General features: G+C 65.4%; 27 protein-coding genes. 24 read left to right on the top strand and 3 right to left on the bottom strand.

Annotated elements, in window-relative coordinates:
• Positions 1–99 precede the first annotated feature (99 nt).
• From flhA to AC1TXO_RS18660, 14 genes are all read left to right on the top strand, one after another.
• The gene (flhA, locus tag AC1TXO_RS18725; RefSeq protein ID WP_486403120.1) at positions 100–2,229 is read left to right on the top strand and encodes a flagellar biosynthesis protein FlhA; all 2,130 of its coding nucleotides are present in this window, start codon (positions 100–102) and stop codon (positions 2,227–2,229) included.
• An 11-nt stretch (positions 2,230–2,240) separates the two neighbouring features.
• Entirely contained in the window at positions 2,241–3,551 is a 1,311-nt protein-coding gene (gene flhF / locus AC1TXO_RS18720; protein WP_486403119.1) for a flagellar biosynthesis GTPase FlhF, read from the top strand.
• Positions 3,552–3,626: 75 nt separating this feature from the next.
• Positions 3,627–4,460 (top strand): flagellar synthesis regulator FleN, encoded by an 834-nt coding sequence (gene fleN, locus AC1TXO_RS18715; RefSeq protein WP_233631012.1) that lies wholly within the window; start codon positions 3,627–3,629, stop codon positions 4,458–4,460.
• Positions 4,457–5,197, top strand: a complete 741-nt coding sequence (gene fliA / locus AC1TXO_RS18710) for an RNA polymerase sigma factor FliA (RefSeq protein ID WP_486403118.1) — start codon at positions 4,457–4,459, stop codon at positions 5,195–5,197. Before fleN ends, fliA begins: the two co-directional genes overlap by 4 nt.
• Before the next feature lie 104 nt (positions 5,198–5,301).
• The gene (locus AC1TXO_RS18705; protein WP_104881405.1) at positions 5,302–5,676 is read left to right on the top strand and encodes a chemotaxis response regulator CheY; all 375 of its coding nucleotides are present in this window, start codon (positions 5,302–5,304) and stop codon (positions 5,674–5,676) included.
• An 18-nt stretch (positions 5,677–5,694) separates the two neighbouring features.
• The gene (locus tag AC1TXO_RS18700; RefSeq protein WP_486403117.1) at positions 5,695–6,483 is read left to right on the top strand and encodes a protein phosphatase CheZ; all 789 of its coding nucleotides are present in this window, start codon (positions 5,695–5,697) and stop codon (positions 6,481–6,483) included.
• A gap of 12 nt (positions 6,484–6,495) precedes the next feature.
• Positions 6,496–8,718, top strand: a complete 2,223-nt coding sequence (locus tag AC1TXO_RS18695) for a chemotaxis protein CheA (RefSeq protein WP_486403116.1) — start codon at positions 6,496–6,498, stop codon at positions 8,716–8,718.
• Between the two features lie 45 nt (positions 8,719–8,763).
• Entirely contained in the window at positions 8,764–9,885 is a 1,122-nt protein-coding gene (locus AC1TXO_RS18690) for a protein-glutamate methylesterase/protein-glutamine glutaminase (RefSeq protein ID WP_486403115.1), read from the top strand.
• Complete coding sequence (locus tag AC1TXO_RS18685) at positions 9,885–10,625, top strand: flagellar motor protein (protein WP_486403114.1); 741 nt, start codon at positions 9,885–9,887, stop codon at positions 10,623–10,625. Before AC1TXO_RS18690 ends, AC1TXO_RS18685 begins: the two co-directional genes overlap by 1 nt.
• Positions 10,626–10,628: 3 nt before the next feature.
• Complete coding sequence (gene motD / locus AC1TXO_RS18680) at positions 10,629–11,516, top strand: flagellar motor protein MotD (protein ID WP_486403113.1); 888 nt, start codon at positions 10,629–10,631, stop codon at positions 11,514–11,516.
• Positions 11,517–11,566: 50 nt separating this feature from the next.
• Positions 11,567–12,355, top strand: a complete 789-nt coding sequence (locus AC1TXO_RS18675) for a ParA family protein (RefSeq protein ID WP_486403112.1) — start codon at positions 11,567–11,569, stop codon at positions 12,353–12,355.
• The gene (locus tag AC1TXO_RS18670; RefSeq protein ID WP_486403111.1) at positions 12,355–13,254 is read left to right on the top strand and encodes a CheW domain-containing protein; all 900 of its coding nucleotides are present in this window, start codon (positions 12,355–12,357) and stop codon (positions 13,252–13,254) included. The genes AC1TXO_RS18675 and AC1TXO_RS18670 overlap by 1 nt, the downstream gene beginning before the upstream one ends.
• Positions 13,255–13,322: 68 nt before the next feature.
• Entirely contained in the window at positions 13,323–13,802 is a 480-nt protein-coding gene (locus AC1TXO_RS18665; protein WP_016393802.1) for a chemotaxis protein CheW, read from the top strand.
• A 1-nt stretch (position 13,803) separates the two neighbouring features.
• Positions 13,804–14,199 (top strand): DUF2802 domain-containing protein, encoded by a 396-nt coding sequence (locus AC1TXO_RS18660; RefSeq protein WP_486403110.1) that lies wholly within the window; start codon positions 13,804–13,806, stop codon positions 14,197–14,199.
• Positions 14,200–14,226: 27 nt separating this feature from the next.
• Here AC1TXO_RS18660 and AC1TXO_RS18655 read toward each other — a convergent pair whose 3' ends face one another.
• From AC1TXO_RS18655 to fliK, 3 genes are all read right to left on the bottom strand, one after another.
• Entirely contained in the window at positions 14,227–16,956 is a 2,730-nt protein-coding gene (locus AC1TXO_RS18655; RefSeq protein WP_486403109.1) for a dermonecrotic toxin domain-containing protein, read from the bottom strand.
• Between the two features lie 83 nt (positions 16,957–17,039).
• Positions 17,040–17,375: an EscU/YscU/HrcU family type III secretion system export apparatus switch protein gene (locus AC1TXO_RS18650; RefSeq protein ID WP_486403108.1), complete on the bottom strand. Its 336-nt coding sequence runs from the start codon at positions 17,373–17,375 to the stop codon at positions 17,040–17,042.
• Entirely contained in the window at positions 17,372–18,940 is a 1,569-nt protein-coding gene (fliK, locus tag AC1TXO_RS18645) for a flagellar hook-length control protein FliK (protein WP_486403107.1), read from the bottom strand. Before fliK ends, AC1TXO_RS18650 begins: the two co-directional genes overlap by 4 nt.
• Positions 18,941–19,185: 245 nt before the next feature.
• On the opposite strand from fliK, the gene ccmA reads away from it, so the two are divergent.
• The 10 genes from ccmA to AC1TXO_RS18595 are packed head-to-tail and all read left to right on the top strand — an operon-like array spanning position 19,186 to position 26,534.
• Positions 19,186–19,818, top strand: a complete 633-nt coding sequence (gene ccmA, locus AC1TXO_RS18640; RefSeq protein ID WP_486403106.1) for a cytochrome c biogenesis heme-transporting ATPase CcmA — start codon at positions 19,186–19,188, stop codon at positions 19,816–19,818.
• Complete coding sequence (gene ccmB / locus AC1TXO_RS18635) at positions 19,815–20,483, top strand: heme exporter protein CcmB (RefSeq protein WP_486403105.1); 669 nt, start codon at positions 19,815–19,817, stop codon at positions 20,481–20,483. The genes ccmA and ccmB overlap by 4 nt, the downstream gene beginning before the upstream one ends.
• 46 nt (positions 20,484–20,529) lie before the next feature.
• Positions 20,530–21,297, top strand: coding sequence for a heme ABC transporter permease (locus tag AC1TXO_RS18630; protein ID WP_486403104.1), 768 nt, complete (start codon positions 20,530–20,532; stop codon positions 21,295–21,297).
• Positions 21,294–21,470 (top strand): heme exporter protein CcmD, encoded by a 177-nt coding sequence (gene ccmD / locus AC1TXO_RS18625; RefSeq protein ID WP_486403103.1) that lies wholly within the window; start codon positions 21,294–21,296, stop codon positions 21,468–21,470. Before AC1TXO_RS18630 ends, ccmD begins: the two co-directional genes overlap by 4 nt.
• Positions 21,467–21,922 (top strand): cytochrome c maturation protein CcmE, encoded by a 456-nt coding sequence (ccmE, locus tag AC1TXO_RS18620; protein WP_054895613.1) that lies wholly within the window; start codon positions 21,467–21,469, stop codon positions 21,920–21,922. Before ccmD ends, ccmE begins: the two co-directional genes overlap by 4 nt.
• Positions 21,923–21,933: 11 nt before the next feature.
• Complete coding sequence (locus tag AC1TXO_RS18615) at positions 21,934–23,907, top strand: heme lyase CcmF/NrfE family subunit (RefSeq protein ID WP_486406862.1); 1,974 nt, start codon at positions 21,934–21,936, stop codon at positions 23,905–23,907.
• Positions 23,904–24,440: a DsbE family thiol:disulfide interchange protein gene (locus AC1TXO_RS18610; protein ID WP_486403102.1), complete on the top strand. Its 537-nt coding sequence runs from the start codon at positions 23,904–23,906 to the stop codon at positions 24,438–24,440. Before AC1TXO_RS18615 ends, AC1TXO_RS18610 begins: the two co-directional genes overlap by 4 nt.
• Positions 24,437–24,913: a cytochrome c-type biogenesis protein gene (locus AC1TXO_RS18605; RefSeq protein WP_486403101.1), complete on the top strand. Its 477-nt coding sequence runs from the start codon at positions 24,437–24,439 to the stop codon at positions 24,911–24,913. Before AC1TXO_RS18610 ends, AC1TXO_RS18605 begins: the two co-directional genes overlap by 4 nt.
• Entirely contained in the window at positions 24,906–26,093 is a 1,188-nt protein-coding gene (ccmI, locus tag AC1TXO_RS18600; protein ID WP_486403100.1) for a c-type cytochrome biogenesis protein CcmI, read from the top strand. The genes AC1TXO_RS18605 and ccmI overlap by 8 nt, the downstream gene beginning before the upstream one ends.
• 12 nt (positions 26,094–26,105) lie before the next feature.
• Positions 26,106–26,534: a hypothetical protein gene (locus tag AC1TXO_RS18595; RefSeq protein ID WP_486403099.1), complete on the top strand. Its 429-nt coding sequence runs from the start codon at positions 26,106–26,108 to the stop codon at positions 26,532–26,534.
• Positions 26,535–26,541: the final 7 nt, after the last annotated feature.

Genomic DNA, 26,541 nt, shown 5'->3' with positions numbered 1-26,541 from the left:
GTCTTCCCGGTCTCCACCCTGGCAAAGTTGGAAAGCTTCTTGCAAAGCCACGCCCAGGCGCTGCTCAGGCGTCAAAGTTTTGCTTGAAGAGGATACCCGGTGGATCGCGCTCAGTTAATCAGCAACGCCCGCAACAACCTGGCCGGTCTCGGTCGGGGGAACCTGGGTGTGCCGCTGTTGCTGCTGGTGATGCTGGCAATGATGATGTTGCCCATCCCGCCGTTCCTGCTCGACGTGTTCTTCACCTTCAACATCGCCCTGTCGATCGTGGTCCTGCTGGTCTGCGTGTATGCCCTGCGGCCCCTGGATTTCGCCGCTTTCCCGACCATCCTGCTGGTGGCGACGCTGCTGCGCCTGGCGCTGAACGTCGCCTCGACGCGGGTGGTCATGCTCCACGGCCAGGAAGGCCATGGCGCGGCGGGCAAGGTGATCCAGGCCTTCGGTGAGGTGGTGATCGGCGGCAACTACGTGGTCGGTGCGGTGGTGTTCGCCATCCTCATGATCATCAACTTCGTCGTGGTGACCAAGGGTGCCGGGCGTATTTCCGAGGTGAGCGCGCGCTTCACCCTCGATGCCATGCCCGGCAAGCAGATGGCCATCGACGCCGACCTCAACGCCGGCCTGATCGACCAGGCCCAGGCCAAGGCGCGGCGTGCCGAAGTGGCCCAGGAGGCCGAGTTCTACGGTTCGATGGACGGCGCCAGCAAGTTCGTGCGCGGTGACGCCATCGCCGGCCTGCTGATCCTGTTCATCAACCTCATCGGCGGCATGCTCATCGGCATGCTGCAGCACGGCATGACCTTCAGCGACGCAGGCAAGGTGTACGCCTTGTTGACCATCGGTGACGGTTTGGTGGCGCAATTGCCCTCGCTGTTGCTATCGACCGCGGCCGCGATCATGGTCACCCGCGCCTCGGGCTCCGAGGACATGGGCAAGCTGATCAACCGGCAGATGTTCGATTCGCCCAAGGCACTGGCCGTTTCCGGCGCCTTGATGGTGGTGATGGGCCTGGTGCCCGGCATGCCCCACATCGCCTTCCTCAGTCTCGGCCTGATGGCCGGTGGCGGCGCCTATCTGGTGTGGAAGAAGCAGCAGAAGGCCAAGCTCGTGGCCGTGCAGGAGGCACAGCGTCAGCAGGACCTGCTGCCATCGCCGCAGCGGGCCATGGAAACCAAGGAGCTGGGCTGGGACGATGTCACGCCGATCGACATGATCGGCCTGGAGGTCGGCTACCGCCTGATCCCGCTGGTCGACCGCAACCAGGGCGGCCAGCTGCTGGCGCGGATCAAGGGCGTGCGCAAGAAGCTCTCGCAGGACCTGGGCTTCCTCATGCCCACCGTGCATATCCGCGACAACCTCGACCTGCAGCCCAGTGCCTATCGCCTGACGCTGATGGGCGTGATCCTGGCAGAGGCCGAGATCTACCCGGACCGCGAGCTGGCGATCAACCCGGGCCAGGTGTTCGGCACCCTCAACGGCATCGCCGCGCGCGACCCGGCCTTCGGCCTGGAAGCGGTGTGGATCGATGTCGCCCAGCGCGCCCAGGCGCAGTCGCTGGGCTATACGGTGGTCGATGCCAGCACCGTGGTCGCCACCCACCTCAACCAGATCCTGCAGAAGCACTGCCACGAACTGATCGGTCACGAGGAAGTGCAGCAGTTGCTGCAGGTGTTGTCCAAGGCCTCGCCCAAACTTGCCGAGGAACTGGTGCCGGGTGTCATTTCCTTGTCAGGGCTGCTCAAGGTCCTGCAGGCCTTGCTCGCCGAGCAGGTGCCGGTGCGTGATATCCGCAGCATTGCCGAGGCCATCGCCAACAATGCCGCCAAGAGTCAAGATACCGCCGCGTTGGTGGCGTCGGTGCGGGTCGGTTTGTCCCGTGCCATCGTGCAAAGCATTGTCGGCGTTGAGTCCGAGCTGCCTGTGATCACCCTCGAGCCAAGGTTGGAACAGATCTTGCTCAATAGTCTGCAAAGGGCCGGGCAAGGTCAGGAAGACGGTGTTCTTCTGGAGCCGAGCATGGCCGAGAAGCTGCAGCGTTCGCTGATCGAGGCGGCGCAGCGCCAGGAGATGCAGGGCCAGCCGGCCATTCTCCTGGTCGCCGGCCCGATCCGTGCCATGCTGTCGAGATTCGGTCGTCTGGCCGTGCCCAACCTGCACGTGCTGGCGTACCAGGAAATACCGGACAACAAGCAAGTCACCATCGTTGCCACCGTGGGCCCTAATGGCTGAGGTAGTGGGTTATGCAAGTTAAGCGTTTTTTCGCCGCCGATATGCGTCAGGCCATGAAGCTGGTCCGTGATGAGCTTGGCGCCGATGCCGCGATCATCGGCAACCGGCGCATCGCCGGGGGTGTCGAGCTGACGGCCGCGCTGGACTACAAGCTGTCCGCCCTGGCCCCGCGCGTGCCCAACGTCGAGCTCGAGGACGAGCTGCGCAAGACCCACTCGCGCATCGCCACTGCCCAGGCCGAACTGGACGGGCGCGGTGAGGTCGATGTCGGCAACCGGCAACTGTTTGCCGGCCTGTCGCTGACCGCCTCCGAGCCGTTGGTCGAGCCGCACGTGGATGTGCCGGCGCCCGCGCCGGCCCCTGCCGCGCCATCGGTGGACAAGCGCGTGTTCGATGCCATGCGCTCGGAGCTCTCCGGCCTGCGCGAGCTGCTCGAAGTGCAGCTGGGGTCGCTTGCCTGGGGCCAGTTGCAGGGCAACAAGCCGCAGCAGGCCAACCTCTGGCGCCGCCTGCAGCGCCTGGGCCTGTCCGGCCCGATCGCCCGCGAACTGCTCGACCTGGCTGGTGAGATCGAAGACCCGCGCCAGGCCTGGCGCATGGTCCTGGCCCACCTGGCGCGCCTGATCGAGGTGCCCGAGGTCGAGCCGATCGAGGAGGGCGGTGTCATCGCCATGGTCGGCCCGGCCGGCATGGGCAAGACCACCACCCTGGCCAAGCTCGCCGCGCGCTACGTGCTCAAGTACGGCTCGCAGCACCTGGCGCTGGTGAGCATGGACAGCTACCGCATCGGTGCCCAGGAGCAGCTCAAGACCCTGGGGCGCATCCTCAACGTACCGGTGACCTACGTCGACCCCGGCCAGTCGCTGGCCCAGGCCCTGGAGCCGCTGCTGCGCAAGCGCGTGGTGCTGATCGATACCGCCGGCCTGCAGGCCAGCGATCCGGCACTGCGCATGCAGCTGGAGTCGCTCGCCAGCCGCGGCATCGCCGCCAAGAACTACCTGGTACTGGCCACCACCAGCCAGAAGCAGGTGCTGACCGCCGCCTACCACAGCTACAAGCGCTGCGGCCTGGCCGGTTGCATCCTGACCAAGCTCGATGAAACGGGCAGCCTCGGCGAAGTGCTGAGCCTGGCCATCAGTCACGAACTGCCCGTGGCCTATCTCACCGATGGTCCGCGCATTCCTGACGACCTGCAGTTGCCGCGCAAGCACCAGTTGGTGAGCCGCGCGGTCAGCGTGCAGTTGCAGGAGGAGCCCAGCGAAGAGGCCATGGCCGACATGTTCGCTGATCTCTACCACAATCCCGATAAGCGCGCGGGTTGAAGATGAACGGCGCAGGGGGTCGGCAGCGATCCGTCAAGTGGGCACGTCCCACGCGAGACAAGGTAAAGAACAGACATGGGTAGCATGCATCCCGTACAGGTGATCGCCGTCACCGGTGGCAAAGGTGGCGTCGGCAAGACCAACGTTTCAGTGAATCTGTCCCTGGCGCTGGCCGAACTCGGCCGCCGGGTCATGCTGCTGGACGCCGACCTGGGTCTGGCCAACGTCGACGTCCTGCTGGGCCTGACCCCCAAGCGCACCCTGGCCGACGTCATCGAAGGCCGTTGCGAGCTGCGCGATGTGCTGCTGCAGGGCCCTGGCGGTGTGCGCATCGTGCCGGCCGCCTCGGGCACGCAGAGCATGGTGCACCTGGCGCCGGCCCAGCACGCCGGGCTGATCCAGGCCTTCAGCGAGATCGGCGACAACCTCGATGTGCTGGTGATCGACACCGCTGCGGGCATCGGTGACTCGGTGGTCAGTTTCGTTCGCGCCGCGCAGGAAGTGCTGCTGGTGGTGTGCGACGAACCCACCTCGATCACCGATGCCTACGCCCTGATCAAGCTGCTCAACCGCGACTACGGCATGAACCGTTTCCGCGTCCTGGCCAACATGGCGCAAAGCCCGCAGGAAGGGCGCAACCTGTTCGCCAAGCTGACCAAGGTCACCGACCGCTTCCTCGACGTCGCGCTGCAGTATGTCGGCGCCGTGCCGTATGACGAATGCGTGCGCAAGGCGGTGCAGAAGCAGCGCGCTGTCTACGAAGCGTTCCCGCGCTCCAAGTGCGCCCTGGCCTTCAAGGCCATCGCGCAGAAGGTCGACAGCTGGCCGCTGCCGGCCAACCCGCGCGGGCACCTGGAGTTCTTCGTCGAGCGCCTGGTTCATCCCACCAGTGCGGGGCCGGTGCTATGAATGCGAGCGGGTTCAAGATGTACAGCAAGGCGTCCAAGGACGCCCAGTACGAGCTGGTCGAGCGCTATGCACCGCTGGTCAAGCGCATCGCCTACCACTTGCTGGCGCGCCTGCCGGCCAACGTGCAGGTCGAGGACCTGATCCAGGCGGGCATGATCGGCCTGCTGGAAGTGGCCAACAAGTACGATGCCAGCAAAGGCGCCAGTTTCGAAACCTACGCCGGCATCCGCATCCGTGGCGCCATGCTCGACGAGGTGCGCAAGGGCGATTGGGCACCCCGTTCGGTGCACCGCAACACGCGCATGGTCAGTGACGCAATTCGCGCCGTCGAAGCAAGAACCGGTCGTGACGCTAAAGATCACGAGGTTGCTGCCGAACTCCAATTGGGTCTCGATGATTATTACGGGATCCTGAACGATACCTTGGGCAGCCGCCTGTTCAGTTTCGACGACCTGCTGCAGGACGGCGAGCACGAAGGGTTGCACGAGGACGGTGCCAGTGGCCAGGTCGAGCCGTCGCGTGATCTGGAAGACGAACGCTTCCAGGCTGCGCTGACCGATGCGATCGCCAACCTGCCGGAGCGCGAGCGCCTGGTCCTGGCGCTGTACTACGACGAAGAGTTGAACCTCAAGGAAATCGGGGAAGTGCTGGGGGTCAGCGAATCGCGTGTCAGCCAGTTGCACAGCCAGTGCGCGGCGCGTCTGCGCAGCCGCCTGGGCGAATGGCGGGCACGTTGAACCCGGGTTCGATGCAGTCGTTGTAAGTGATGCCGAATTGATTGAGCGCGCGCTTGTGAGACGAGCGCGTTTAAGACTGCTTGGAGGTCTAATTGAACAAAGATATGAAAATCCTCATCGTTGACGACTTCTCGACGATGCGGCGGATCATCAAGAACCTGTTGCGTGATCTGGGCTTCACCAACACCGACGAAGCCGACGACGGCACCACCGCGCTGCCGATGCTCGAAAGCGGCCACTACGACTTCCTGGTGACCGACTGGAACATGCCGGGCATGTCCGGCATCGACCTGCTGCGCAAGGTACGTGCCCATGATCGCCTCAAAGGCATGCCGGTGCTGATGGTGACTGCCGAGGCCAAGCGCGACCAGATCATCGAAGCGGCCCAGGCCGGCGTCAACGGCTACGTGGTCAAGCCATTCACCGCGCAGGTGCTCAAAGAAAAGATCGAGAAGATCTTCGAACGCGTCAACGGCTGAAGCATGTCTGGGGGCGCTATGGAATCAAGAAACGATTCTCTGGGGGAGTTCGAGTCGACCCTGAAGAAGCACGCCGAACAGCTGGTGCAGAGCCTTGAGCGCGGCCAGTTCGGCGAGGCGGTGCAGCTGATCCACCAGCTCAACCAGACCCGTGACCGCGGCCTGTACCAGGAAGTCGGCAAGCTGACCCGCGAGTTGCACAGCGCCATCGTCAGCTTCCAGATCGACCCGCGCATGCCGCAGGCCGAGGAAGTGTCGCAGATCACCGACGCCACCGAACGGCTGTCCTACGTGGTGCGGCTGACCGAGAACGCGGCCAACCGCACCATGGACCTGGTGGAGCAGAGCACGCCGGTGCTCAACGACCTGGCGACAGAGGCGCAGGGCCTGTCTGCCGACTGGCAGCGCTTCATGCGCCGCGAAGTGGCGGCGCCGGAGTTCCGCGAGCTGGTCAAGCGCGTCGACAGTTTCCTGACGCAAAGTGCCGAGGGCAACCGCAAGGTCGCCGGCCACCTCAACGATATTCTCCTGGCTCAGGACTATCAGGACCTGACCGGGCAGGTGATCAAGCGGGTGACCGCGCTGGTCACCGAAGTCGAAAGCAATCTGCTCAAGCTCGTGCTGATGGCCAGTCAAGTCGACCGCTTTGCCGGCATCGAACATGACCACGATCAATTGCGCGCTGAAAAAGATGAAGAAAAACATCCAACTCGGGGTGAAGGTCCGCAGATTCATGCCGATAAGCGTGAAGACGTCGTGTCCGGTCAGGACGATGTCGACGATCTGCTGTCCAGCCTGGGTTTTTAGGGAGCACGTTTAATGAGCTTCGGCGCCGATGAAGAAATCCTTCAGGATTTCCTGGTAGAAGCCGGCGAAATCCTCGAGCAACTGTCCGAGCAACTGGTCGAGCTGGAAAGCCGGCCCGATGATGCGGACTTGCTCAATGCGATCTTTCGCGGTTTTCACACTGTAAAAGGGGGCGCCGGCTTCCTTCAGCTCAATGAGCTGGTGGAGTGCTGCCACATTGCCGAGAACGTCTTCGACATCCTGCGCAAGGGAGAGCGCCGGGTCGATGCCGAACTGATGGATGTGGTGCTCGAAGCGCTGGACACGGTGAACAGCATGTTCGGCCAGGTCCGCGAGCGCAGCGACATCACCCCGGCCACGCCTGAACTGCTGGCCGCGCTGTCGCGCCTGGCCGAGCCTGCCAGCGCCGACGCCATGGCACCGGTTGCCGCAGCGCCCGTCGCCGTCGAAGCGCCCGCTGCCGAGCCGGACATCACCGACACCGAGTTCGAACAACTGCTCGACTCCCTCGACGCGGTCAAGGCCCAGGCCGAGGCGGCCGAGCAGTCGCAGGGCCAGGCCGTTTCCGGCGCTGCCGACGAGATCACCGACGCCGAGTTCGAATCGCTGCTCGACCAGTTGCACGGCAAGGGCCAGTTCTCGCCGGAAGTTGCTGCGAGCGAGCCTGAGGCTGCCGTTACAGCGCCTGCCAGTGACGAGATCACCGACGCCGAGTTCGAAGCATTGCTCGACCAGTTGCACGGCAAGGGCACCTTCGCCGCCGATGCACTGCCAGGCACCGAAGTGGCGGCGAGTGCGCCGATGGCCGAACCTGCCGGCGACCACATCACCGACAACGAATTCGAAGCGCTGCTCGATCAACTGCACGGCAAGGGCAAGTTCAGTGGCGATGCCGTCGCTGCTGAGGCGCCTGCCGTTGCCGTGGCTGCCGCTCCTGCTGCCAAGGTTGAAAGCAAACCGGTCGCCAAGCCGGCGACTGCTCCCGCTGCGGCCGCCAAGCCGGCCGCAGCTCCGGCCCCGGCGCGCGCTGCAGCTCCGGCTGCCGACAAGCACGGCGCCAGCGAGGCGGAAACCACGGTGCGGGTCGACACCGCGCGCCTGGATGAAATCATGAACATGGTCGGCGAGCTGGTGCTGGTGCGTAACCGCCTGGTGCGCCTGGGCCTGAACAGCGGCGACGAGGCCATGTCCAAGGCCGTGTCCAACCTCGACGTGGTCACCGCCGACCTGCAGACCGCGGTGATGAAGACCCGCATGCAGCCGATCAAGAAAGTCTTCGGCCGCTTCCCGCGCCTGGTTCGCGACCTGGCCCGCCAGCTCAAGAAAGAGATCAACCTGGAGCTGGTCGGCGAAGAGACCGACCTGGACAAGAACCTGGTCGAGGCCCTGGCCGATCCGTTGGTGCACCTGGTGCGCAACGCGGTCGACCATGGCGTCGAGACCCCCGAGGAGCGCGAGGCTTCCGGCAAGTCGCGCACCGGCCGCGTGGTGTTGTCGGCCGAGCAGGAGGGTGACCACATCCTGTTGTCGATCTCCGACGACGGCAAGGGCATGGATCCCAACATCCTGCGCGCCAAGGCCGTCGAGAAGGGGCTGATGGACAAGGATGCCGCCGACCGCCTGAGCGAGTCGGACTGCTACAACCTGATCTTCGCCCCGGGCTTCTCGACCAAGACCGAGATTTCCGACGTGTCCGGCCGTGGCGTGGGCATGGACGTGGTGAAGACCAAGATTTCCCAGCTCAACGGCTCGATCAACATCTTCTCGGCCAAGGGCCAGGGCTCGAAGATCGTCATCAAGGTGCCACTGACGCTGGCAATCATGCCGACGCTGATGGTGATGCTGGGCAACCAGGCGTTCGCCTTCCCGCTGGTCAACGTCAACGAGATCTTCCACCTGGACCTGTCGCGCACTAACGTCGTCGACGGCCAGGAAGTGGTGATCGTGCGCGACAAGGCACTGCCGCTGTTCTACCTCAAGCGCTGGCTGGTCCAGGACCAGCAGCACGAGGAGCAGCTCGAAGGGCACGTGGTGATCCTGTCGGTCGGCACCCAGCGCATCGGCTTCGTGGTCGACCAGCTGGTGGGCCAGGAAGAGGTGGTGATCAAGCCGCTGGGCAAGATGCTCCAGGGCACCCCGGGCATGTCCGGCGCGACCATCACCGGCGACGGTCGTATCGCGTTGATCCTCGACGTACCGAGCATGCTCAAGCGTTACGCCGCCCGGCGTATTTGATTTCGGCGGCGCGACCTGGCGGTTGCGCCGCCTAATGGAGTGTTTATGGCAGTCAAGGTCCTGGTGGTGGATGATTCCGGTTTCTTCCGCCGCCGCGTCTCGGAAATCCTCTCGGCGGACCCGACCATCCAGGTGGTCGGCACCGCGACCAACGGCAAGGAAGCGATCGACCAGGCGCTGGCGCTCAAGCCCGATGTGATCACCATGGACTACGAGATGCCGATGATGGACGGCATCACCGCCGTGCGCCACATCATGCAGCGCTGCCCGACACCGGTCCTGATGTTCTCCTCGCTCACCCACGAAGGCGCGCGCGTAACCCTCGATGCGCTGGACGCAGGGGCGGTCGATTACCTGCCGAAGAACTTCGAGGATATTTCGCGCAACCCCGAGAAGGTCAAGCAGATGCTGTGCGAGAAGGTCCATACCATCTCGCGCAGCAATCGCCGTTTCAGCAGCTTCGCCAGCCACGCACCAAGCCCGGTCGCCAGCGCCGCGCCCAGCACCAGCCATGCTCCGGCCAGCACCTTGGGCAGCACTGTTCCGGCTCGCGCTGCGGCGCCGGTGCGTGCCGCAGCCAGCCATTCGCCAGCCCCCAAGCGCAAGCCTTACAAGCTGGTCGCCATCGGCACCTCCACCGGTGGCCCGGTGGCGCTGCAGCGGGTCCTGACGCAACTGCCCGCCAGCTTCCCGGCGCCCATCGTGCTGATCCAGCACATGCCGGCTGCGTTCACCAAGGCCTTCGCCGAGCGCCTCGACAAGCTGTGCAAGATCAGCGTCAAGGAGGCCGAGGACGGCGATGTGCTGCGTCCGGGCCTGGCGCTGCTGGCCCCTGGTGGCAAGCAGATGATGGTCGATGGTCGCGGCACGGTGAAGATCCTGCCGGGTGACGAGCGCCTGAACTACAAGCCGTGCGTCGATATCACCTTTGGCTCGGCGGCCAAGACCTATGGCGACAAGGTGCTGTCGGTGGTGCTGACCGGCATGGGCGCCGATGGCCGCGAAGGTGCCCGCCTGCTCAAGCAGGGCGGAAGCACCGTGTGGGCCCAGGATGAGGCGAGCTGCGTGATCTACGGCATGCCCATGGCCATCGTCAAGGCCAACCTGGCCGATGCGGTGTACAGCCTGGACGAGATCGGCAAGCACCTGGTAGAGGCCTGTGTCTGATGGATGTCCTTAGCCTTATCGGCCTGATCCTGGCGTTCGTCGCCATCGTCGGCGGCAACTTCCTCGAAGGCGGCCACGTCGGTGCGCTGCTCAACGGCCCGGCCGGGCTTATCGTGCTGGGCGGCACCCTGGCCGCGGCGCTGCTGCAGTCGCCGCTGTCGGCGTTCAAGCGCGCGCTGCAGATCCTGCGCTGGATCATCTTCCCGCCACGGGTAGACCTGGCGGGCGGTATCGATCGCGTCGTCAACTGGAGCCTGACCGCACGCAAGGAAGGGCTGCTGGGCCTGGAAGGGGTGGCCGATGCCGAGCCAGACCCATACGCGCGCAAAGGCTTGCAGTTGCTGGTCGATGGTGCCGAGCCGGAGTCGATCCGCAGCATCCTCGAGGTCGACTTCCTCACCCAGGAGAGTCGCGACATCCAGGCCGCCAAGGTGTTCGAAAGCATGGGCGGCTATGCACCGACCATCGGCATCATCGGTGCGGTGATGGGCCTGATCCACGTGATGGGCAACCTGGCCGATCCGTCGCAACTGGGCAACGGCATTGCCGTGGCCTTCGTCGCCACCATCTATGGCGTGGCCAGTGCCAACCTGATCCTGCTGCCGGTGGCCAACAAGCTCAAGGCCATCGTCATGCGCCAGTCGCGTTATCGCGAGATGCTGCTCGAGGGCCTGCTGTCGATCGCCGAAGGCGAGAACCCGCGCTCGATCGAGCTGAAGCTGCAAGGCTTCATGGAGTAAGCCATGCGTCGTCGTCGCCATACCGAGGAACATGAGAACCACGAGCGCTGGCTGGTCTCGTATGCGGACTTCATCACATTGCTGTTCGCCTTCTTCGTGGTGATGTACTCGATCTCCTCGATCAACGAAGGCAAGTACAAGGTGATTTCCCAGGCGCTGATCGGCGTGTTCAACGACCCCGAGCGCAGCCTCAAGCCGATCCCGATCGGTGATGAACGCCCGCTGACGGTCAAGCCTGCCGAGCCGCTGATCAAGGACAGCGACCAGGTCGATGCCGGCCTGGGGCAGACCAGCGTCGATCCGCTCAAGACCATCACCGACCAAGTGGCCGATGCCTTCGGCGACCTGATCAAGTCGAACCAGATGACCGTGCGCGGCAACGAGCTGTGGGTGGAGATCGAGCTCAACTCCGCCTTGCTGTTCGGCAGTGGTGATGCGATGCCCAGCGACATCGCCTTCGAGATCATCGAGAAGGTCGCCAAAATCCTCAAGCCGTTCGCCAACCCGGTGCATGTCGAGGGCTTCACCGACAACCTGCCGATCCGCACCGCCCAGTACCCGACCAACTGGGAGCTGTCGTCGGCGCGGGCCGCGAGCATCGTGCGCCTGCTGGCCATGGAAGGGGTGAACCCGGCACGCATGGCTTCGGTGGGCTACGGTGAGTACCAGCCGGTGGCCGGCAACGACACCGCCGAAGGACGGGCGCGCAACAGGCGGGTGGTGCTGGTGATTTCCCGCAACCTCGAAGTGCGCCGCAGCCTGACCGGCTCGGGCAGTGCCAATGCCACTCCGGACGCGGCGCTGCGCCGTGCTGGCACACAAAGTGCACCAGCTAAGCCAGCCACGACGGTCGGGAGCAATCCCGTCAAATCTCCGTCACCGAATCTATAGAACCGTTCCCGGCAGGACATTCAGCCCAGGCTGGGAGGAAGCAACGCACGATGAGAGTCTGGGCAGTAGCCAATCAAAAAGGTGGCGTCGGCAAGACCACCACTACCATCGCCCTGGCAGGCTTGCTGGCCGAGGCGGGCAAGCGCGTGGTCGTCGTCGACCTCGACCCGCACGGCTCGATGACCAGCTATTTCGGGCATAATCCCGATGCCCTGGAGCACAGTTGCTACGACCTGTTCCTGCACAAGGGCGCGGTGCCGGAAGGGTTGCCGGGGCAGTTGCTGCTGCCGACCAGCCATGAGCGCATCTCGTTGCTGCCCTCGAGCACGGCGCTGGCGGTGCTCGAGCGCCAGTCGCCGGGGCAGAATGGCCTGGGCCTGGTGATCGCCAAGAGTCTGGCGCAGCTGTGGCAGGATTTCGACTTCGCCCTGATCGACAGCCCGCCGTTGCTGGGGGTGCTGATGGTCAACGCCCTGGCTGCCAGCCAGCAACTGGTGATTCCGGTGCAGACCGAGTTCCTTGCAGTCAAGGGGCTGGAGCGCATGGTCGGCACCCTGGCCATGATCAACCGCTCGCGCAAGCAGGCGTTGCCCTACCAGATCGTCCCGACTCTCTTCGACCGCCGCACCCAGGCCTCGCTGGGCACGCTCAAAGTGCTGCGCGACACCTATGGCGAGCAGGTGTGGCAAGGCTACATCCCGGTCGACACGCGCCTGCGCGATGCCAGTCGCAACGGTGTCACGCCCTCGCAGTTCGACGGCAAGAGCCGCGGTGTGATCGCCTATCGGGCGCTGCTCAAGCACCTGCTGACCTACCGCAACGCATTGCAGGTGGCCTGATGAACCACGCCCCGCAGATCACCAGCAAGCCGCAACTGGCCCTGCAGTCGTACCTCGACGGCCTGCTGCAGGAAGCCACCGAACCGACTGAACTGCCGCAGGCACCGCTGCCGACAGCACCCGTCCAGCATGCCGAACCCAGCGACGAATTCGCTGCAGCGGTACGTGAGGAACAAGCCCGCGATGCCGTTCGCCCGCCCGAGCCGGTGGCGGCGCTCAAGCCCTTCGCCGAACCTGTGCCCAAGGTATTGCCTACGCTGCTGCCGCCGGTGGAGCCGGTAGTCAGCGTGGTCGAAGACCAGGTACTGCCCGAGGCAGCGATTCCGGTCCTGGGCGAGGCGCAGGTCATCGAGCCGGTCGCACCACTGGTCGAGGTCCACCTGCCGGCGCCTGCCGCGCCCGTCCCGCCGGCTACGGTCGACGGTCGTCCAGCCTGGGCCGCGGAGCCGTTCGAGTGCCTGCTGTTCGACGTCGCCGGGCTGACCCTGGCGGTGCCGCTGGTGTGCCTGGGCTCGATCTACAGCCTGGCGGGCCAGGAGCTGACGCCGTTGTTCGGCCAGCCGGACTGGTTCCTCGGCATTCTCAGCTGCCAGGCGGGCAACCTGAAGGTGCTGGACACTGCGCGCTGGGTCATGCCCGACCGCTACCGCGAAGATTTCCGTCAGGGCCTGCAATACGTGATTTCGGTGCAGGGCTACGAATGGGGCCTGGCGGTGCATCAGGTCAGCCGCTCGCTGCGCCTGGACCCGGCCGAGATCAAGTGGCGCAGCCAGCGTGGCCAGCGGCCATGGCTGGCCGGTACGGTGATCGAGCACATGTGCGCTTTGCTCGACGTCGCCGAGCTGGCCGAGTTGATCGCCAGTGGTGCGGTCAAGCAGATGAACATTCAACACAACTGACATAGGCGCCGCATCTGCCGCGGCCATAACGAGCATACCGTCAAGGGCGGTTAAAGAGGGCTAGGGGAATGAAGAAGTCGTCTGCACAAGGTTCCGAAGATCCGATCCTGCAGTGGGTCACCTTCCGTCTGGACAACGAGTCCTACGGCATCAACGTCATGCAGGTGCAGGAAGTCCTGCGCTACACCGAGATCGCCCCGGTGCCGGGTGCGCCGAGCTATGTGCTGGGCATCATCAACCTGCGCGGCAACGTGGTCACCGTGATCGACACCCGCCAGCGCTTCGGCCTGATGCCCTCGGACGTCACCGACAATACCCGCATCGTGATCATCGAGGCGGACAAGCAGGTGGTGGGCATCCTGGTCGACAGCGTGGCCGAGGTGGTCTACCTGCGTCAGTCGGAGATCGAGACCGCACCGAATGTCGGCAACGAAGAATCGGCCAAATTCATCCAGGGCGTGTGCAACAAGAATGGCGAGCTGCTGATCCTGGTCGAGCTGGACAAGATGATGACCGAGGAAGAGTGGTCGGAGCTGGAGAACATCTGAGGTGATCTTCGAGGCTGCAGTAATCCTCCTTGCATTGTTGTGGGCGCTGAGCCTGTGGTTCTTCCTCAACTACAGCAAGCGCCAGCGCGAGCTGGCCAGCCAGCAGGCCCAGGGCGATGCGCTGCGTGACCAGCGCATCAAGGACCTGGCCAAACGTCTGGATGACTACCAGAACGTCACCGTGCGCATGGGCGAGGCGATCCATGAACTGCGTGCGACGGTTGCACCACTGCCGGAAAAACTGCTGCAACTGGAGCAGCGCGACCCCAACAGTGTCACCTTCACCCAGGCCGCCAAGCTGGTGGGCATGGGCGCCAGTGTCGAGGAGCTGACCCAGACCTGCGGGCTCACCCAGGCCGAAGCGGAGCTGATGAGCAAGCTGCACCGCAACGGGTGATCGGCTTGATCACCCGCAGGGCGCGGTTCAGTGGTGCATCCAGCTGTGTGCCCGTCCGATCATCGCCACATGGTCCAGCGGCACATGCCGTTCGAGGACCGTCAGCAGCTTGTGCACGTCCACCAGCTCCACCGCATCGCGCACCGGTGAGGCCAGCAGGTTGCAGGCCTCGCGCAACTGGCGCAGCCAGGGCAGGCGCTGATCGATCACATCATTGAGCACGCCCGGACCGGTCAGACGGTTCAGGCGTCGCGCATAATCGTTGAACGCAGCAGGCGACCGTATGGGGTCGGGGCGCTGTCGGTAGAAGTCCGGCTCCAGTTGCAGGCGCCGGACGATCTCGTCGGAGATGGCATCCAGGGTCGGATTGCCCGGGTGACTGCCGATCATGCTGCTGTTGTACTTGATGTACATGCCCAACTGGTCGTTGCTCACCGGCGGTGAAAGCACCAGGCCGTCGCTGCTGGTCTGCAGCTTCAGACGCTCCAGTGGCAACTGCCCGGAAGCTTCGACAGGCAGCAGCAGGTCGTCGGCGTCCAGGTAGATTCCACCGTAATGGCTGAGCAGGCGGTAGCGCAGGATGTCGCTGGCGGAGCTGAAGTTGGTGGCCATGCCGCCACTGCCCTCGATCGCTGCCCGATAGCCCGGGAAATAGCTGGAGCGTTCGAAGGCCAGGTACCAGGGCTGCTCCTCCAGGGTCAGGATCTGCAGGTTCGGCGCATGCCGGGCCAGCAGGCGCACATTCTGCTCGAAGACCTGCGGGACCTGGCGCGAGAGCAGTAACTGGTACTCGAACGTGCTCTGGTGCAGGACCCTGGCGTTGTGCGTCAAGGCGTCCAGGAAACTGTCTCCGATCAGACGGTCGCCGATCCAGACGCTGCTGATCCGACGGGGGATCGGCAGCTCCTGCAATCTGTCGAAGACGCTGTAGTCCATGGGCAGGTCGAGATCGATACCCAGTGACCGCAGCGAGGCCATGCGCGTGGCGTCGTCGGTGGCATGGGCATCGCCCAGCAGGCGCAAGGCCAGCGGATTGTCCGGGTCGACGATCCAGCGCGACGGGTTCGCTTGTTCGCTCTCGCTTTCACGAATGAAACTGTCGGTGCGCGCCTCGTATTCGACCCAGTCGCAGGGCGGTCCCTGCTCGACATTGAGCCAGGCAGCGAAGCGCGGCCGCAGGCTCTCGTCGATGCGCACCACCAGGGCCGACACCGAGGTCGAGGCCTGGACCGGTTGCTCGCGAAACGCCATCTCGGCGGGCAGCAGCGGCAGTTCTTCGGGCAGGGGCGCGGCGCCTATTCGTGTCCGCGCCCGTTCGGCCAGGCGTGCCGACGAGAAGAACCCCGGCCTGCAGTAGCGAAACAGGGCCTCGGGACGGGCCAGCACGCTGCCCGTTGCGGCAACGGCGTTGAACAGGCCGATGGTCTGTTCGGACACCCCGGCAACCTTTTGCTCGAGCGTCTTGCCATGCAGGGCCTGGTCCAGGCCCAGGCTGAACTGCGCGAGCCCTGTCGCCGCCAACACCAGGCCAAGCTCCGGTACTGCAATGGCAACGGGTGCCAGCAGCGTCAGGGCGATGTGCAGGTAGCTGATCCAACGGGTCTTGTCGATGTCGTGGTTGCTGGTGATCTGCGCATCGGCGTCGGCGTAGCTGCGGCGTTGCTGCAGGCGTGTGAGTTGGCCGAAGAGTTCGCCGGTGATGGGTGGGCTGTACGTGTGGTTGCGGTAACCGATCATCTCCTGGGGATTCCAGATACCGCTGGTGGCAAAGCCTTGGTGGAACGGCGAAAGACGGTGGGGCCTGGGGTACAGGCCCAGTCCCTGGAGCGCGGTGCGAAGGCCGCTGAAGTCCAGGCCGTCCGGGCGATCGGCGACGGCGAAGTGGTGCAGCAACGCTTCGCGCTTGTCGGGGATCTGGCACTGGCCGGCGACCCAGTGCTTCATGGCGGCTTCGTCGATGAACTCGTGCAGGGGAAAGGTATTGCCTGGGATGTAGAGCAGGGTGAGGGGGCTGTGGTTATCCTTGACGAGGAAGATCGTGCTCGAGGTGTAGCCGTAGATATCCAGCATGTGCACGGTGTGCGCGCCCGCGTGTTGCGGCAGCAGGCCGGCTACCTGCCAGGCCATCAGCCTGGCGGCTTCGGACAGTCTGCCCTGGCTGACCTGGCGGTTGCAGGCGGCAATGAAGTTGATGCGCATCGCCCGCTCGTAGAGGGCGCGGCGCTGCTGCCAGTAGGTGTCGAGGCGGGTCTTGAAGTGCTGCAGCAGGTGCTGGTTCCAGATGAACCCCTGGAAGTCCTCGGCGCGAACCGGCAGCCGGTTGTGAGGGCCGAAGGAGGATGGCGTGGTGCGGCGGTAGAGGCCGTTGAATATCAGGTAGCCCCTGTTGTTGGCGAGTGCGCCAGGCTTCTTGAGCTGGTCGACCAGGTGTACCTTCGCTTCGGGGGCCAGGCCGGCCCAGTCGCCTAAATGAAAACCCTGGAAACTACCGGCCACTTCGCCCTGCCAATTGCCGAGAAGGGCTTCGACAAGGTTCGACTGCTGGCTGATCAGGGCATCGATGCGCAGCGTTCTGGAGTCGTCGACATAGGCGTACTGGTAGTGGAGGGTGACGATGTCGATGTCCCAGGGCGAGGTCTCGACGCCGTGTTGTTTCAGCCAGGGCTGCAACAGCTTTTCGGCGAGGGTGTCGGGCCGGGGGAAATCGATCAGTGCTTCACGCACCAGGTGCAGGTTTTCCTGGGGAATGGCGTTCATGGGCGACTGCTGCCTCTTTGTCAGGGGAGGCTGCAGCATCCTTTGTACCCTTGGCCAAAGGTGTTAGATAAGGCTGGGTCCGGTCATCGGCTCGATGGCAGGCGCAAGGTCTCGGGCGAGATGTCGCGGGGTGGCGACTGCTCGTCGTTGAAACCTGCGGGCACGCGGCCACGCAGTTGCCAGGCGAAGGCGATGATCTCGGCGATGGTCAGGTACAGCGCTTCGGGAATCTGCTCGCCCAGTTCCAGGCGGGCGAGCAGGCGCACCAGCTCGGCATTTTCGTAGATCGGCACTTCATGTTCGCGGGCCAGGGCGAGGATGGCGTCGGCCAGCTCATCCTCACCCTTGGCGCTCAGGGTCGGCGCCTGATCACCGTCGTAGCTCAGGGCGATGGCCTGGCGGGGGGCTTTGCTGCTCATGCGGTTTCATCCACCCAGCGTTGCTCAAGTCGTGTGTGTGGGCCTTGCGGCGGGATGCCGGGGTGGCATTCCAGGTCACCCACGTCCAGGCCACGCGCCAGCAGGCGTTCGCGCAGGCTGCCGAGCTGGCTGTCGATCAGCTCGGCGGTTTGCGGGCGCTCGGCCCAGAGCTGGCCGCTGAGGCGACCCTTGACCAGTTGCGCCTGGACCTGCAGTGGCCCCAGCGGTGGCAAGTCGAAGGCCAGGTCGATGCGCCACAGCGATTCGAGGGGATCGCGTTGCTGGCGTTGCGGGTCGGCTTGTTGCTGCGGGGTTTCCTCGCGTTGCAGCTTGGCCTGCAGGGCGATGAACTCCTGGCCGTGGCGCAAGGGGATCTCGGCCTGCCAGGTGGTCTGCTGGTTGCCGCTTTCGGTGGTGCCGGTCTGTTGCAGGCTGGCCAGTTGATGGCTTTGCACCCGGGAGATGGCGGCGGCGGCCAGGCGCAGCAGCTGTTGCAGGTCGCCCTTGTCTTCCAGGCTCTGCAGCAGTCTTGCAGGCAGCGGAAAGGCGCCGGGCAAGGGACGGTTGCTGACCTGGTCGAGCATCCCCAGGGCACTGCGGGCCATGCCGGGAAGCACCTGGGCCAACGCGCTGGCTGCCAGTGCCGGGTTGAAGCTCGGGTTGCCGGGCACGCCGGGCGCGATCTGCGCCACCAGGCGCACCAGCTGTGCCTTGAGGTCGGGCGCGACCGTGGTGCCCAGGCCACCGAGCAGCTTGGCCTCGAGAAACGCGCCGCTGTTGTTCAGGGCCTGGGCGACGCTCTTGGCATCGACCAGTTGCCCAGCGTTCGGCAGGCTGGCCAGCAGGCGCGCAGCGGTGGCGCTCAGTTCGGTGTTGCCGGCGGGGGCGCTGGCGATCTGCTGCAGGGTATTGAGCAGGGCTGGCAGCGAAGCCTGGCGGCCTTGCTGGGTCAGCAGTTGCTGGGCGATGCTCAGTTGATCCTGGCGACCGCTCAGGGGCACGAAGCGCAGCGACTGGTCGCCTTGCACCAGGGCGCTGAGCAGGCTGCCGACCGGCAGCGGGCGCGGGCTGTCGATGGTCAGGGTGGCACCGGCCTGGCTGCTGTTGAGCAGGCTGACCAGCGAGCGGAAGGCCGTGGTCTGCGCCGCATCGCCCGGCAGCGCCTGGCTGGTCAGGACCTTGCCCTGGAGCAGGGTGCCGATCGGCAGCTTGTCGGTGTCGAGCTGGGTGAGGGTGGCGATGTTGCTGGCGCTGGCCTGCTGCAGGAGCACCGCCAGGCGGCTGCCGTCGGGCTGGCCGAGGGTGATCTGGCTGCCCGGCGGCAAGGGCTGGCTGGCGCTGGCCTGAACCTGCACCTGGCTGCCGTTGGCCAGGCTCAGGCGCAGCAACAGCATGAAGTCCTGGCCCACCTGGCGCAGGTTCAGCACTTCGGCCTGGGCCGTCTGGCCCGGGGGGATCAGGCCCGGTTGCGCCTGCGTCAGGCGCAGCAGCTCACCGGTCAGGCTGGCCTTGGCCATCTGGGCGGCGAATGCGCTTTGTGCGCCGAGACTATTGATTTCCGTCATGATTGTATACAACCTGTCGAGCCAGCCCTCTTGGCAGCAGGGCGGCACATGCAATAATGCCGGGCGCGCTGCCACTGCCAGTATAACGGCCAGGGGCGGGGCGACTTGAGACAAGGGTGTTGATCTGCAGTGTTTCATTCGCGGGCAAGCCCGCTCCCACAGGATCGATGCGGCCTGTGGGAGCGGGCTTGCCCGCGAAGAAGGCGCCACCGCTCGACACGCCAAGAACAGCATAAGGCGAAACCGTGACCCTCCACCTCCAAGCCGCCAACCTTTCCTGCGAGCGCGATTGGCGATTGCTTTTCGAGCACCTGGACTTCGAGCTGCGCCCCGGCGACATGCTGCAGGTCAGCGGCCCCAACGGCAGCGGCAAGACCAGCCTGCTGCGCCTGCTGGCCGGGTTGATGCAACCGACGGCGGGGCAGATCCTGCTCGATGGCCGCGCGCTGGACGAGCAGCGCCATGCTCTGGCCAGCATCCTGCTGTGGATCGGGCATGCTGCGGGGATCAAGGAGCTGCTGACGGCCGAAGAGAACCTGGCCTGGCTTTGTGCCCTGCATCGTCCGGCGACCCGCGAGAGCATCTGGACGGCACTCGAGGCGGTTGGCCTGCGTGGCTTCGAAGACGTGCCCTGTCATACGCTCTCGGCCGGCCAGCAGCGGCGAGTCGCCCTGGCCCGGCTGTATCTCGACGGCCCGCCGCTGTGGATTCTCGACGAGCCCTTCACCGCCCTCGACAAGCAGGGGGTGGCCCAGCTCGAAGCCCACCTGGCCGCACACTGCGAGCAGGGCGGTACCGTGGTATTGACCACCCACCATCATCTGCAGGGCAGGCCGTCCGGCTACCGTGAACTCAATCTGGGGCAGTGGGCGGCATGAGCGTATTCCTTCTGTTGCTGCGCCGCGAAGCGCGCCTGCTGTTCCGCCGTCCGGCCGAGCTGGCCAACCCGCTGGTGTTCTTCGCCATCGTCGTGGCGCTGTTCCCTCTGGCGGTCGGTCCCGAGACACAATTGTTGCAAACCTTGTCGCCCGGGCTGGTCTGGGTCGCGGCTTTGCTGGCGGTATTGCTGTCGCTGGACGGCCTGTTTCGCAGCGATTTCGAAGACGGCTCGCTCGAGCAGTGGGTGCTGTCACCGCATCCGTTGCCGCTGCTGGTGCTGGCCAAGGTACTCGCGCACTGGACCTTTTCCGGCCTGGCGCTGGTATTGTTGGCGCCACTGCTGGCGCTGATGCTGGGCTTGCCGGCCGCGTGCCTGCCGGTGTTGCTCGCCTCGCTGCTGCTCGGTACCCCGGTGCTGAGCCTGCTGGGTGCGGTCGGTGCCGCCCTGACCGTCGGCCTCAAGCGCGGCGGTTTGCTGCTGGCGTTGCTGATTCTGCCGTTGTATATCCCTGTATTGATCCTGGGCAGTGGTGCCCTGCAGGCGGCGTTGCAGAATATGCCCGCGACCGGACACCTGCTCTGGCTGGCCAGCCTGACCGCCCTGGCCGTGACACTGACACCCTTTGCGATAGCGGCCGGCCTGAAGATCAGCGTCGGTGAATAACGAGTCCCGGGCATCGAAGCCCGGCCAAGATCCTGGATGTACCCTGATGAAAATGAGCTGGACGTGGTTCCACAAGCTGGGTTCCCCCAAATGGTTCTATGCCATCAGCGGGCGCATGCTGCCCTGGCTGGTCGCAGCTGCCGTGCTGCTGCTGGCGGTCGGTATCGTCTGGGGCCTGGCCTTCGCCCCGCAGGACTACCAGCAGGGCAACAGCTTCCGCATCATCTACATCCACGTCCCGACGGCCATGCTGGCGCAGTCCTGCTACGTGCTGCTGGCGGTCGCCGGGGTGGTCGGGCTGGTGTGGAAGATGAAACTGGCTGACGTCGCCCTGCAATGCGCTGCGCCCATCGGCGCCTGGATGACCGCGGTGGCGCTGGTCACCGGGGCCATCTGGGGCAAGCCGACCTGGGGCAGTTGGTGGGTGTGGGACGCCCGCCTGACCTCGATGCTGATCCTGCTGTTCCTGTACTTCGGCATCATCGCTTTGGGCCAGGCGATCAGTAACCGCGACAGCTCGGCCAAGGCCTGCGCGGTGCTGGCCATCGTTGGCGTGGTCAATATCCCGATCATCAAGTACTCGGTGGAGTGGTGGAACACCCTGCACCAGGGCGCCACCTTCACCCTCACCGAAAAACCGGCGATGCCTGCCGAAATGTGGCTGCCGCTGTTGCTGACGGTGCTGGGTTTCTACTGCTTCTTCGGCGCCGTGCTGCTGCTGCGCATGCGCCTTGAAGTGCTCAAGCGCGAAGCTCGTGCCAGTTGGGTACGTGAAGAAGTGCTGAACAGCCTGGGCCGGGGGATTGCGCGATGAGCTTCGCCTCCTTCAGTGATTTCCTCGCCATGGGTCACCACGGCCTGTACGTGTGGTCGGCCTACGGGATCTGCCTGGCAGTGCTGGCGATCAACGTCGCCCTGCCGCTGCTGGCCCGCCGTCGCTACCTGCAAGAAGAGGCGCGCCGTCTGCGCCGGGAGAACCACCAGTGAATCCGCAGCGCAAGAAACGCCTGTTGCTCATCCTCGGCCTGCTGGTCGGCGTCGCAGTGGCCCTGGGCTTTGCCCTGAGCGCCCTGCAGCAGAACATCAACCTGTTCTACACCCCGACCCAGATCGCCAATGGCGAAGCGCCGCAGGACACGCGCATCCGCGCTGGCGGCATGGTCGAGAAGGGCTCGGTGCAACGTTCGGCCGACTCGCTCGACGTGCGCTTCGTGGTCACTGATTTCAACAAGTCGGTGCCGATCACCTACCGTGGCATCCTCCCGGATCTGTTCCGCGAAGGGCAGGGCATCGTGGCCCTGGGCAAGCTCAACGCCGAAGGCGTGGTGGTGGCCGACGAAGTGCTGGCCAAGCACGACGAGAAGTACATGCCGCCCGAAGTGACCAAGGCGCTCAAGGAAAGCGGCCAGGCCGCCACTGCCGGGGAGGTCAAGCCATGAACGCAGCCCTGGTGATGCCTGAACTGGGCCAGTTGGCGATGATCCTGGCGATCTGTTTTGCCGTGGTCCAGGCCAGCGTGCCGCTGCTCGGTGCCTGGCGCGGCGACCGCCTGTGGATGAGCCTGGCGCGCCCGGCCGCCTGGGGGCAGTTCGCCTTCCTCGCGTTTGCCTTCGCCTGCCTGACCCATGCCTTCATGACTGACAACTTCTCGGTCGCCTATGTCGCCCACAACTCCAACACCGCACTGCCCTGGTACTACAAGTTCAGCGCCGTGTGGGGCGCCCACGAGGGTTCGCTGCTGCTCTGGGCGTTGATCCTGGGTGGCTGGACCTTCGCCGTGTCGGTGTTCTCGCGCCAGTTGCCGCAGGTGATGCTGGCGCGGGTGCTGGCGGTGATGGGCATGATCAGCACCGGCTTCCTGTCGTTCCTGATCATCACCTCCAACCCCTTCACCCGCCTGCTGCCGCAGGTGCCTACCGACGGCCGCGACCTCAACCCGCTGCTGCAGGATTTCGGCCTGATCGTGCATCCGCCGATGCTGTACATGGGCTACGTGGGCTTTTCGGTGGCCTTCGCCTTCGCCATCGCCGCACTGCTCGGCGGTCGCCTGGATGCGGCCTGGGCGCGTTGGTCGCGGCCCTGGACCATCGTCGCCTGGGCATTCCTCGGCATCGGCATCACCCTGGGCTCGTGGTGGGCCTACTATGAGCTGGGCTGGGGCGGTTGGTGGTTCTGGGACCCGGTGGAAAACGCCTCGTTCATGCCGTGGCTGGTCGGCACTGCGCTGATCCACTCGCTGGCCGTCACCGAGAAGCGTGGCGTGTTCAAGAGCTGGACGGTGCTGCTGGCCATCGCTGCCTTCTCGCTGAGCCTGCTGGGCACCTTCCTGGTCCGCTCCGGTGTGCTGACCTCGGTACATGCCTTTGCCGCCGACCCGTCGCGCGGCGTGTTCATCCTGATCTTCCTGTTGTTCGTGGTCGGCGGTTCGCTGACCTTGTTCGCCCTGCGCGCTCCGGTGGTCAAGAGCCAGGTAGGCTTTGGCCTGTGGTCGCGCGAGACGTTGCTGCTGGCCAACAACCTGGTGCTGGTGGTGGCCGCTTCGATGATCCTGCTGGGTACGCTCTACCCACTGGTGCTCGATGCCCTGACCGGCGCCAAGCTGTCGGTCGGCCCGCCTTACTTCGACGCCCTGTTCCTGCCCTTGATGGCCCTGCTGATGGTGGTGCTGGCGATCGGTGTACTGGTGCGCTGGAAGGACACGCCCGGCCAGTGGCTGCTGGGCATGCTGACCCCGGTGCTGATCGGCAGTGCGATCCTGGCGCCGGTGGCCGGGCTGATCGTCGATGATTTCGACTGGCCGGCGCTCAGCGTGTTCGCCCTGGCCGCCTGGGTGGTGCTGGGCGGCGTGCGCGACATCCTCGACAAGACCCGTCACAAGGGGCTGATCAAGGGCGTGCGCGGCCTGCACCGCAGCTACTGGGGCATGCAGCTGGCGCACCTGGGGCTGGTGGTCTGTGCCCTGGGCGTGGTGCTGTCGAGCAACAACAGTGCCGAGCGCGACCTGCGCATGGCGCCGGGCGAAAGCGTCGAACTGGGCGGTTACCACTTCCTGTTCGAGGGGGCGAAGCACTTCGAGGGGCCGAACTTCATCTCCGACAAAGGCACCGTCCGCGTTTCCCGCGAAGGCCGTGAAGTCTCCGTGCTGCACCCGGAAAAACGCCTGTACACCGTGCAGCAGTCGATGATGACCGAAGCCGGTATCGATGCCGGCTTCACCCGTGACCTGTATGTCGCCCTGGGCGAGCCGCTGGAAAACGGCGCCTGGGCGGTGCGGGTGCATATCAAGCCCTACGTGCGCTGGATCTGGCTCGGTGGCCTGCTGACCGCGCTGGGCGGGCTGCTGGCAGCCCTCGACCGGCGTTATCGGGTCAAGGTCACGGCGCGGGTGCGCGATACATTGGGGATGTCTGGAGCGACGGCATGAAGCGTTGGATCATGGTAGTGCCATTGGCGGTGTTCCTGCTGATGGCCGTGTTTCTGTACAAGGGGCTGTTCCTCAAGCCTGACGAACTGCCGTCGGCGATGATCGGCAAGCCGTTCCCGGCGTTCTCGCTGCAGAGCGTGCAGGGCGATCGCACCCTGACCCAGGCCGACCTGCAGGGCCGCCCGGCGCTGGTCAACGTGTGGGGCACCTGGTGCCCCTCGTGCAAGGTCGAGCACCCTTACCTGAACCAGTTGGCCGAGCAGGGTGTGGTGATCCACGGCATCAACTACAAGGACGACAACGCCGCCGCGCTCAAGTGGCTGGCCGAGTTCCACAACCCCTACCAGCTCGACATCCGCGACGAGCAGGGCACCCTGGGCCTGGACCTGGGCGTGTACGGCGCGCCGGAAACCTTCCTGATCGATGCCAAGGGCATCATCCGCTACAAGCACGTCGGCGTGGTCGATGCCTCCGTCTGGCGCGAGCAGCTGGCGCCGCTGTACCAGGGGCTGGTCGACGAGGGCCGCCCATGAAGCGCTGGCTTGCTGCCGCCGTACTGGGCCTGAGCATGGCTGGTGTGGCCAAGGCGGCGATCGACACCTATCAGTTTCGCGATGACGCCGAGCGTGAGCGCTACCAGCAACTGACCAAGGAACTGCGCTGCCCCAAGTGCCAGAACCAGGATATCGCCGACTCCAATGCACCGATCGCCGCCGACCTGCGCCGCGAGATCTTCCGCATGCTCGGCGAAGACAGGAGCAACCAGCAGATCATCGACTTCATGGTCGATCGCTACGGTGACTTCGTGCGCTACAAGCCGGCGCTGACGGCGCGTACCTGGCTGCTCTGGTTCGGTCCCGGGGTGCTGCTGGCCGGCGGTTTCGTGGTACTGGTGGCGATCGTTCGCCGCCGCCGCAACCCGGTGGCGCAAGGCAACTCCGAACTCTCCGTGGACGAACGCGAACGTCTCGCCAAACTGCTGGATAAAGAACACACCCATGACTGAATTCTGGCTGAGTGCGAGCCTGCTGTTGCTCGCTGCCCTGGCTTTGCTGCTGATCCCGATCCTGCGTGGCCGTCGCCAGCAGCAGGCCGAAGAAGACCGTACCGCGCTCAACGTCGCCCTGTACCAGGAACGTGTGGCTGAGCTGGCCGCCCAGCACGAGGCCGGGGTGCTCGATGCCGGGCAGTTGGCCAAGGGCCGCGACGAGGCCGCGCGCGAGCTGCTCGCCGATACCGAGGGCGTCGACGCCCCGCGTCAGGGGCATCTGGGCAGGACCTTGCCGTTGCTGGCGGCAGTATTGGTACCGGTGATGGCGCTGGGGCTGTACCTGCATTTCGGCGCGGCGGACCAGGTCGAATTGACCCGCGAGTTCGCCCAGGCCCCGCAGACCCCCCAGGAAATGATCAGCCGCCTGGAGCGTGCCGTGCAGGCCCAGCCGGACTCTGCCGAAGGGCTGTATTTCCTGGGTCGCGCCTACATGGCCGACCAGCGTCCCGCCGACGCCGCCCGCGCCTTCGAGCGTGCGGTGGCCCTGGCCGGTCGCCAGCCCGAGCTGCTCGGGCAATGGGCCCAGGCGCAGTATTTCGCTGCCGACAAGCAGTGGAGTGCGCAGTTGCAGAGCCTCACCGATGAGGCTCTCAAGGTCGACCCCAACGAAGTCACCAGCCTGGGCCTGCGCGGTATCGCCGCCTTCGAGGGTGAGCGCTACCAGGAGGCGATCGACTACTGGCAGCGCCTGCTGGCGCAGCTGCCCGAGGGCGATGCCTCGCGCGCGGCCCTGCAGGGTGGGATCGACCGCGCCGCCGACAGGCTCAAGGGCGAGGGCGGCAAGCCTGCGCAGGCAGCGAGCCTGACCGTGCGTGTGGAGCTGGCTGCAGCGCTCAAGGACAAGGTCAGGCCCGACGACACGGTGTTCATCTTCGCCCGGGCCAGCAATGGTCCGCCGATGCCGCTGGCGGCCAAGCGGGTGACCGTGGCCCAGTTGCCCATCGAGGTGCAGTTGTCGGACGCCGACGCCATGATGCCGCAGATGAAACTGTCGGACTTCGCCGAAGTCCAACTGGTTGCACGCGTGTCACGTGCCGGCCAGCCGACCCAGGGCGAATGGATCGGCCAGAGCGCGCCGCTGGCCACCCGGGGCCAGCCTGCCCAGCAGCTGACCATCGACCGTCCCGACCGATAAGAGATCGCCACCATGAACCGCAGCGTACGCCTGACCCTGATCACCCTGGCCCTGGGGCTTTCCGCCTGTACGGTGCACCAGCAGCCGGGTGAGCGCGAACCGCTGCCGCCGATCGAGACCACGCCACCACCGCACCAGGGGCCGGTGGTCAAGCCCTTGCCCGGCGGCCAGACTGCGCCGCAGCCTGGCGCTCCGAGCGGCATTCCCAAGCCGCTGCCGCGCACCTCGGCAAGCTTCGCGCCGCCACCTGGCGGGGCCAGCCACTGGGACCCGAAACTTGGGGTGTACGTGCTGGAGAAGCAGCCCAACACTTTCTACCGCCAGCGCACCTACTATCGCTTCGACAATGGCTGGAGCTGGTCGCTGAGCCCCAATGGGCCCTGGCAGGAGACCGACAGCAGCGGTGTGCCGGGCGGATTGGGCAGGGCCTTCGCACAGTAGGCGCACT

Source organism: Pseudomonas sp. FA117 (genome assembly GCF_057370475.1).
The sequence above is the reverse complement of the archived record's forward strand: the minus strand, read 5'-3'. Positions and strand labels throughout refer to the sequence as shown.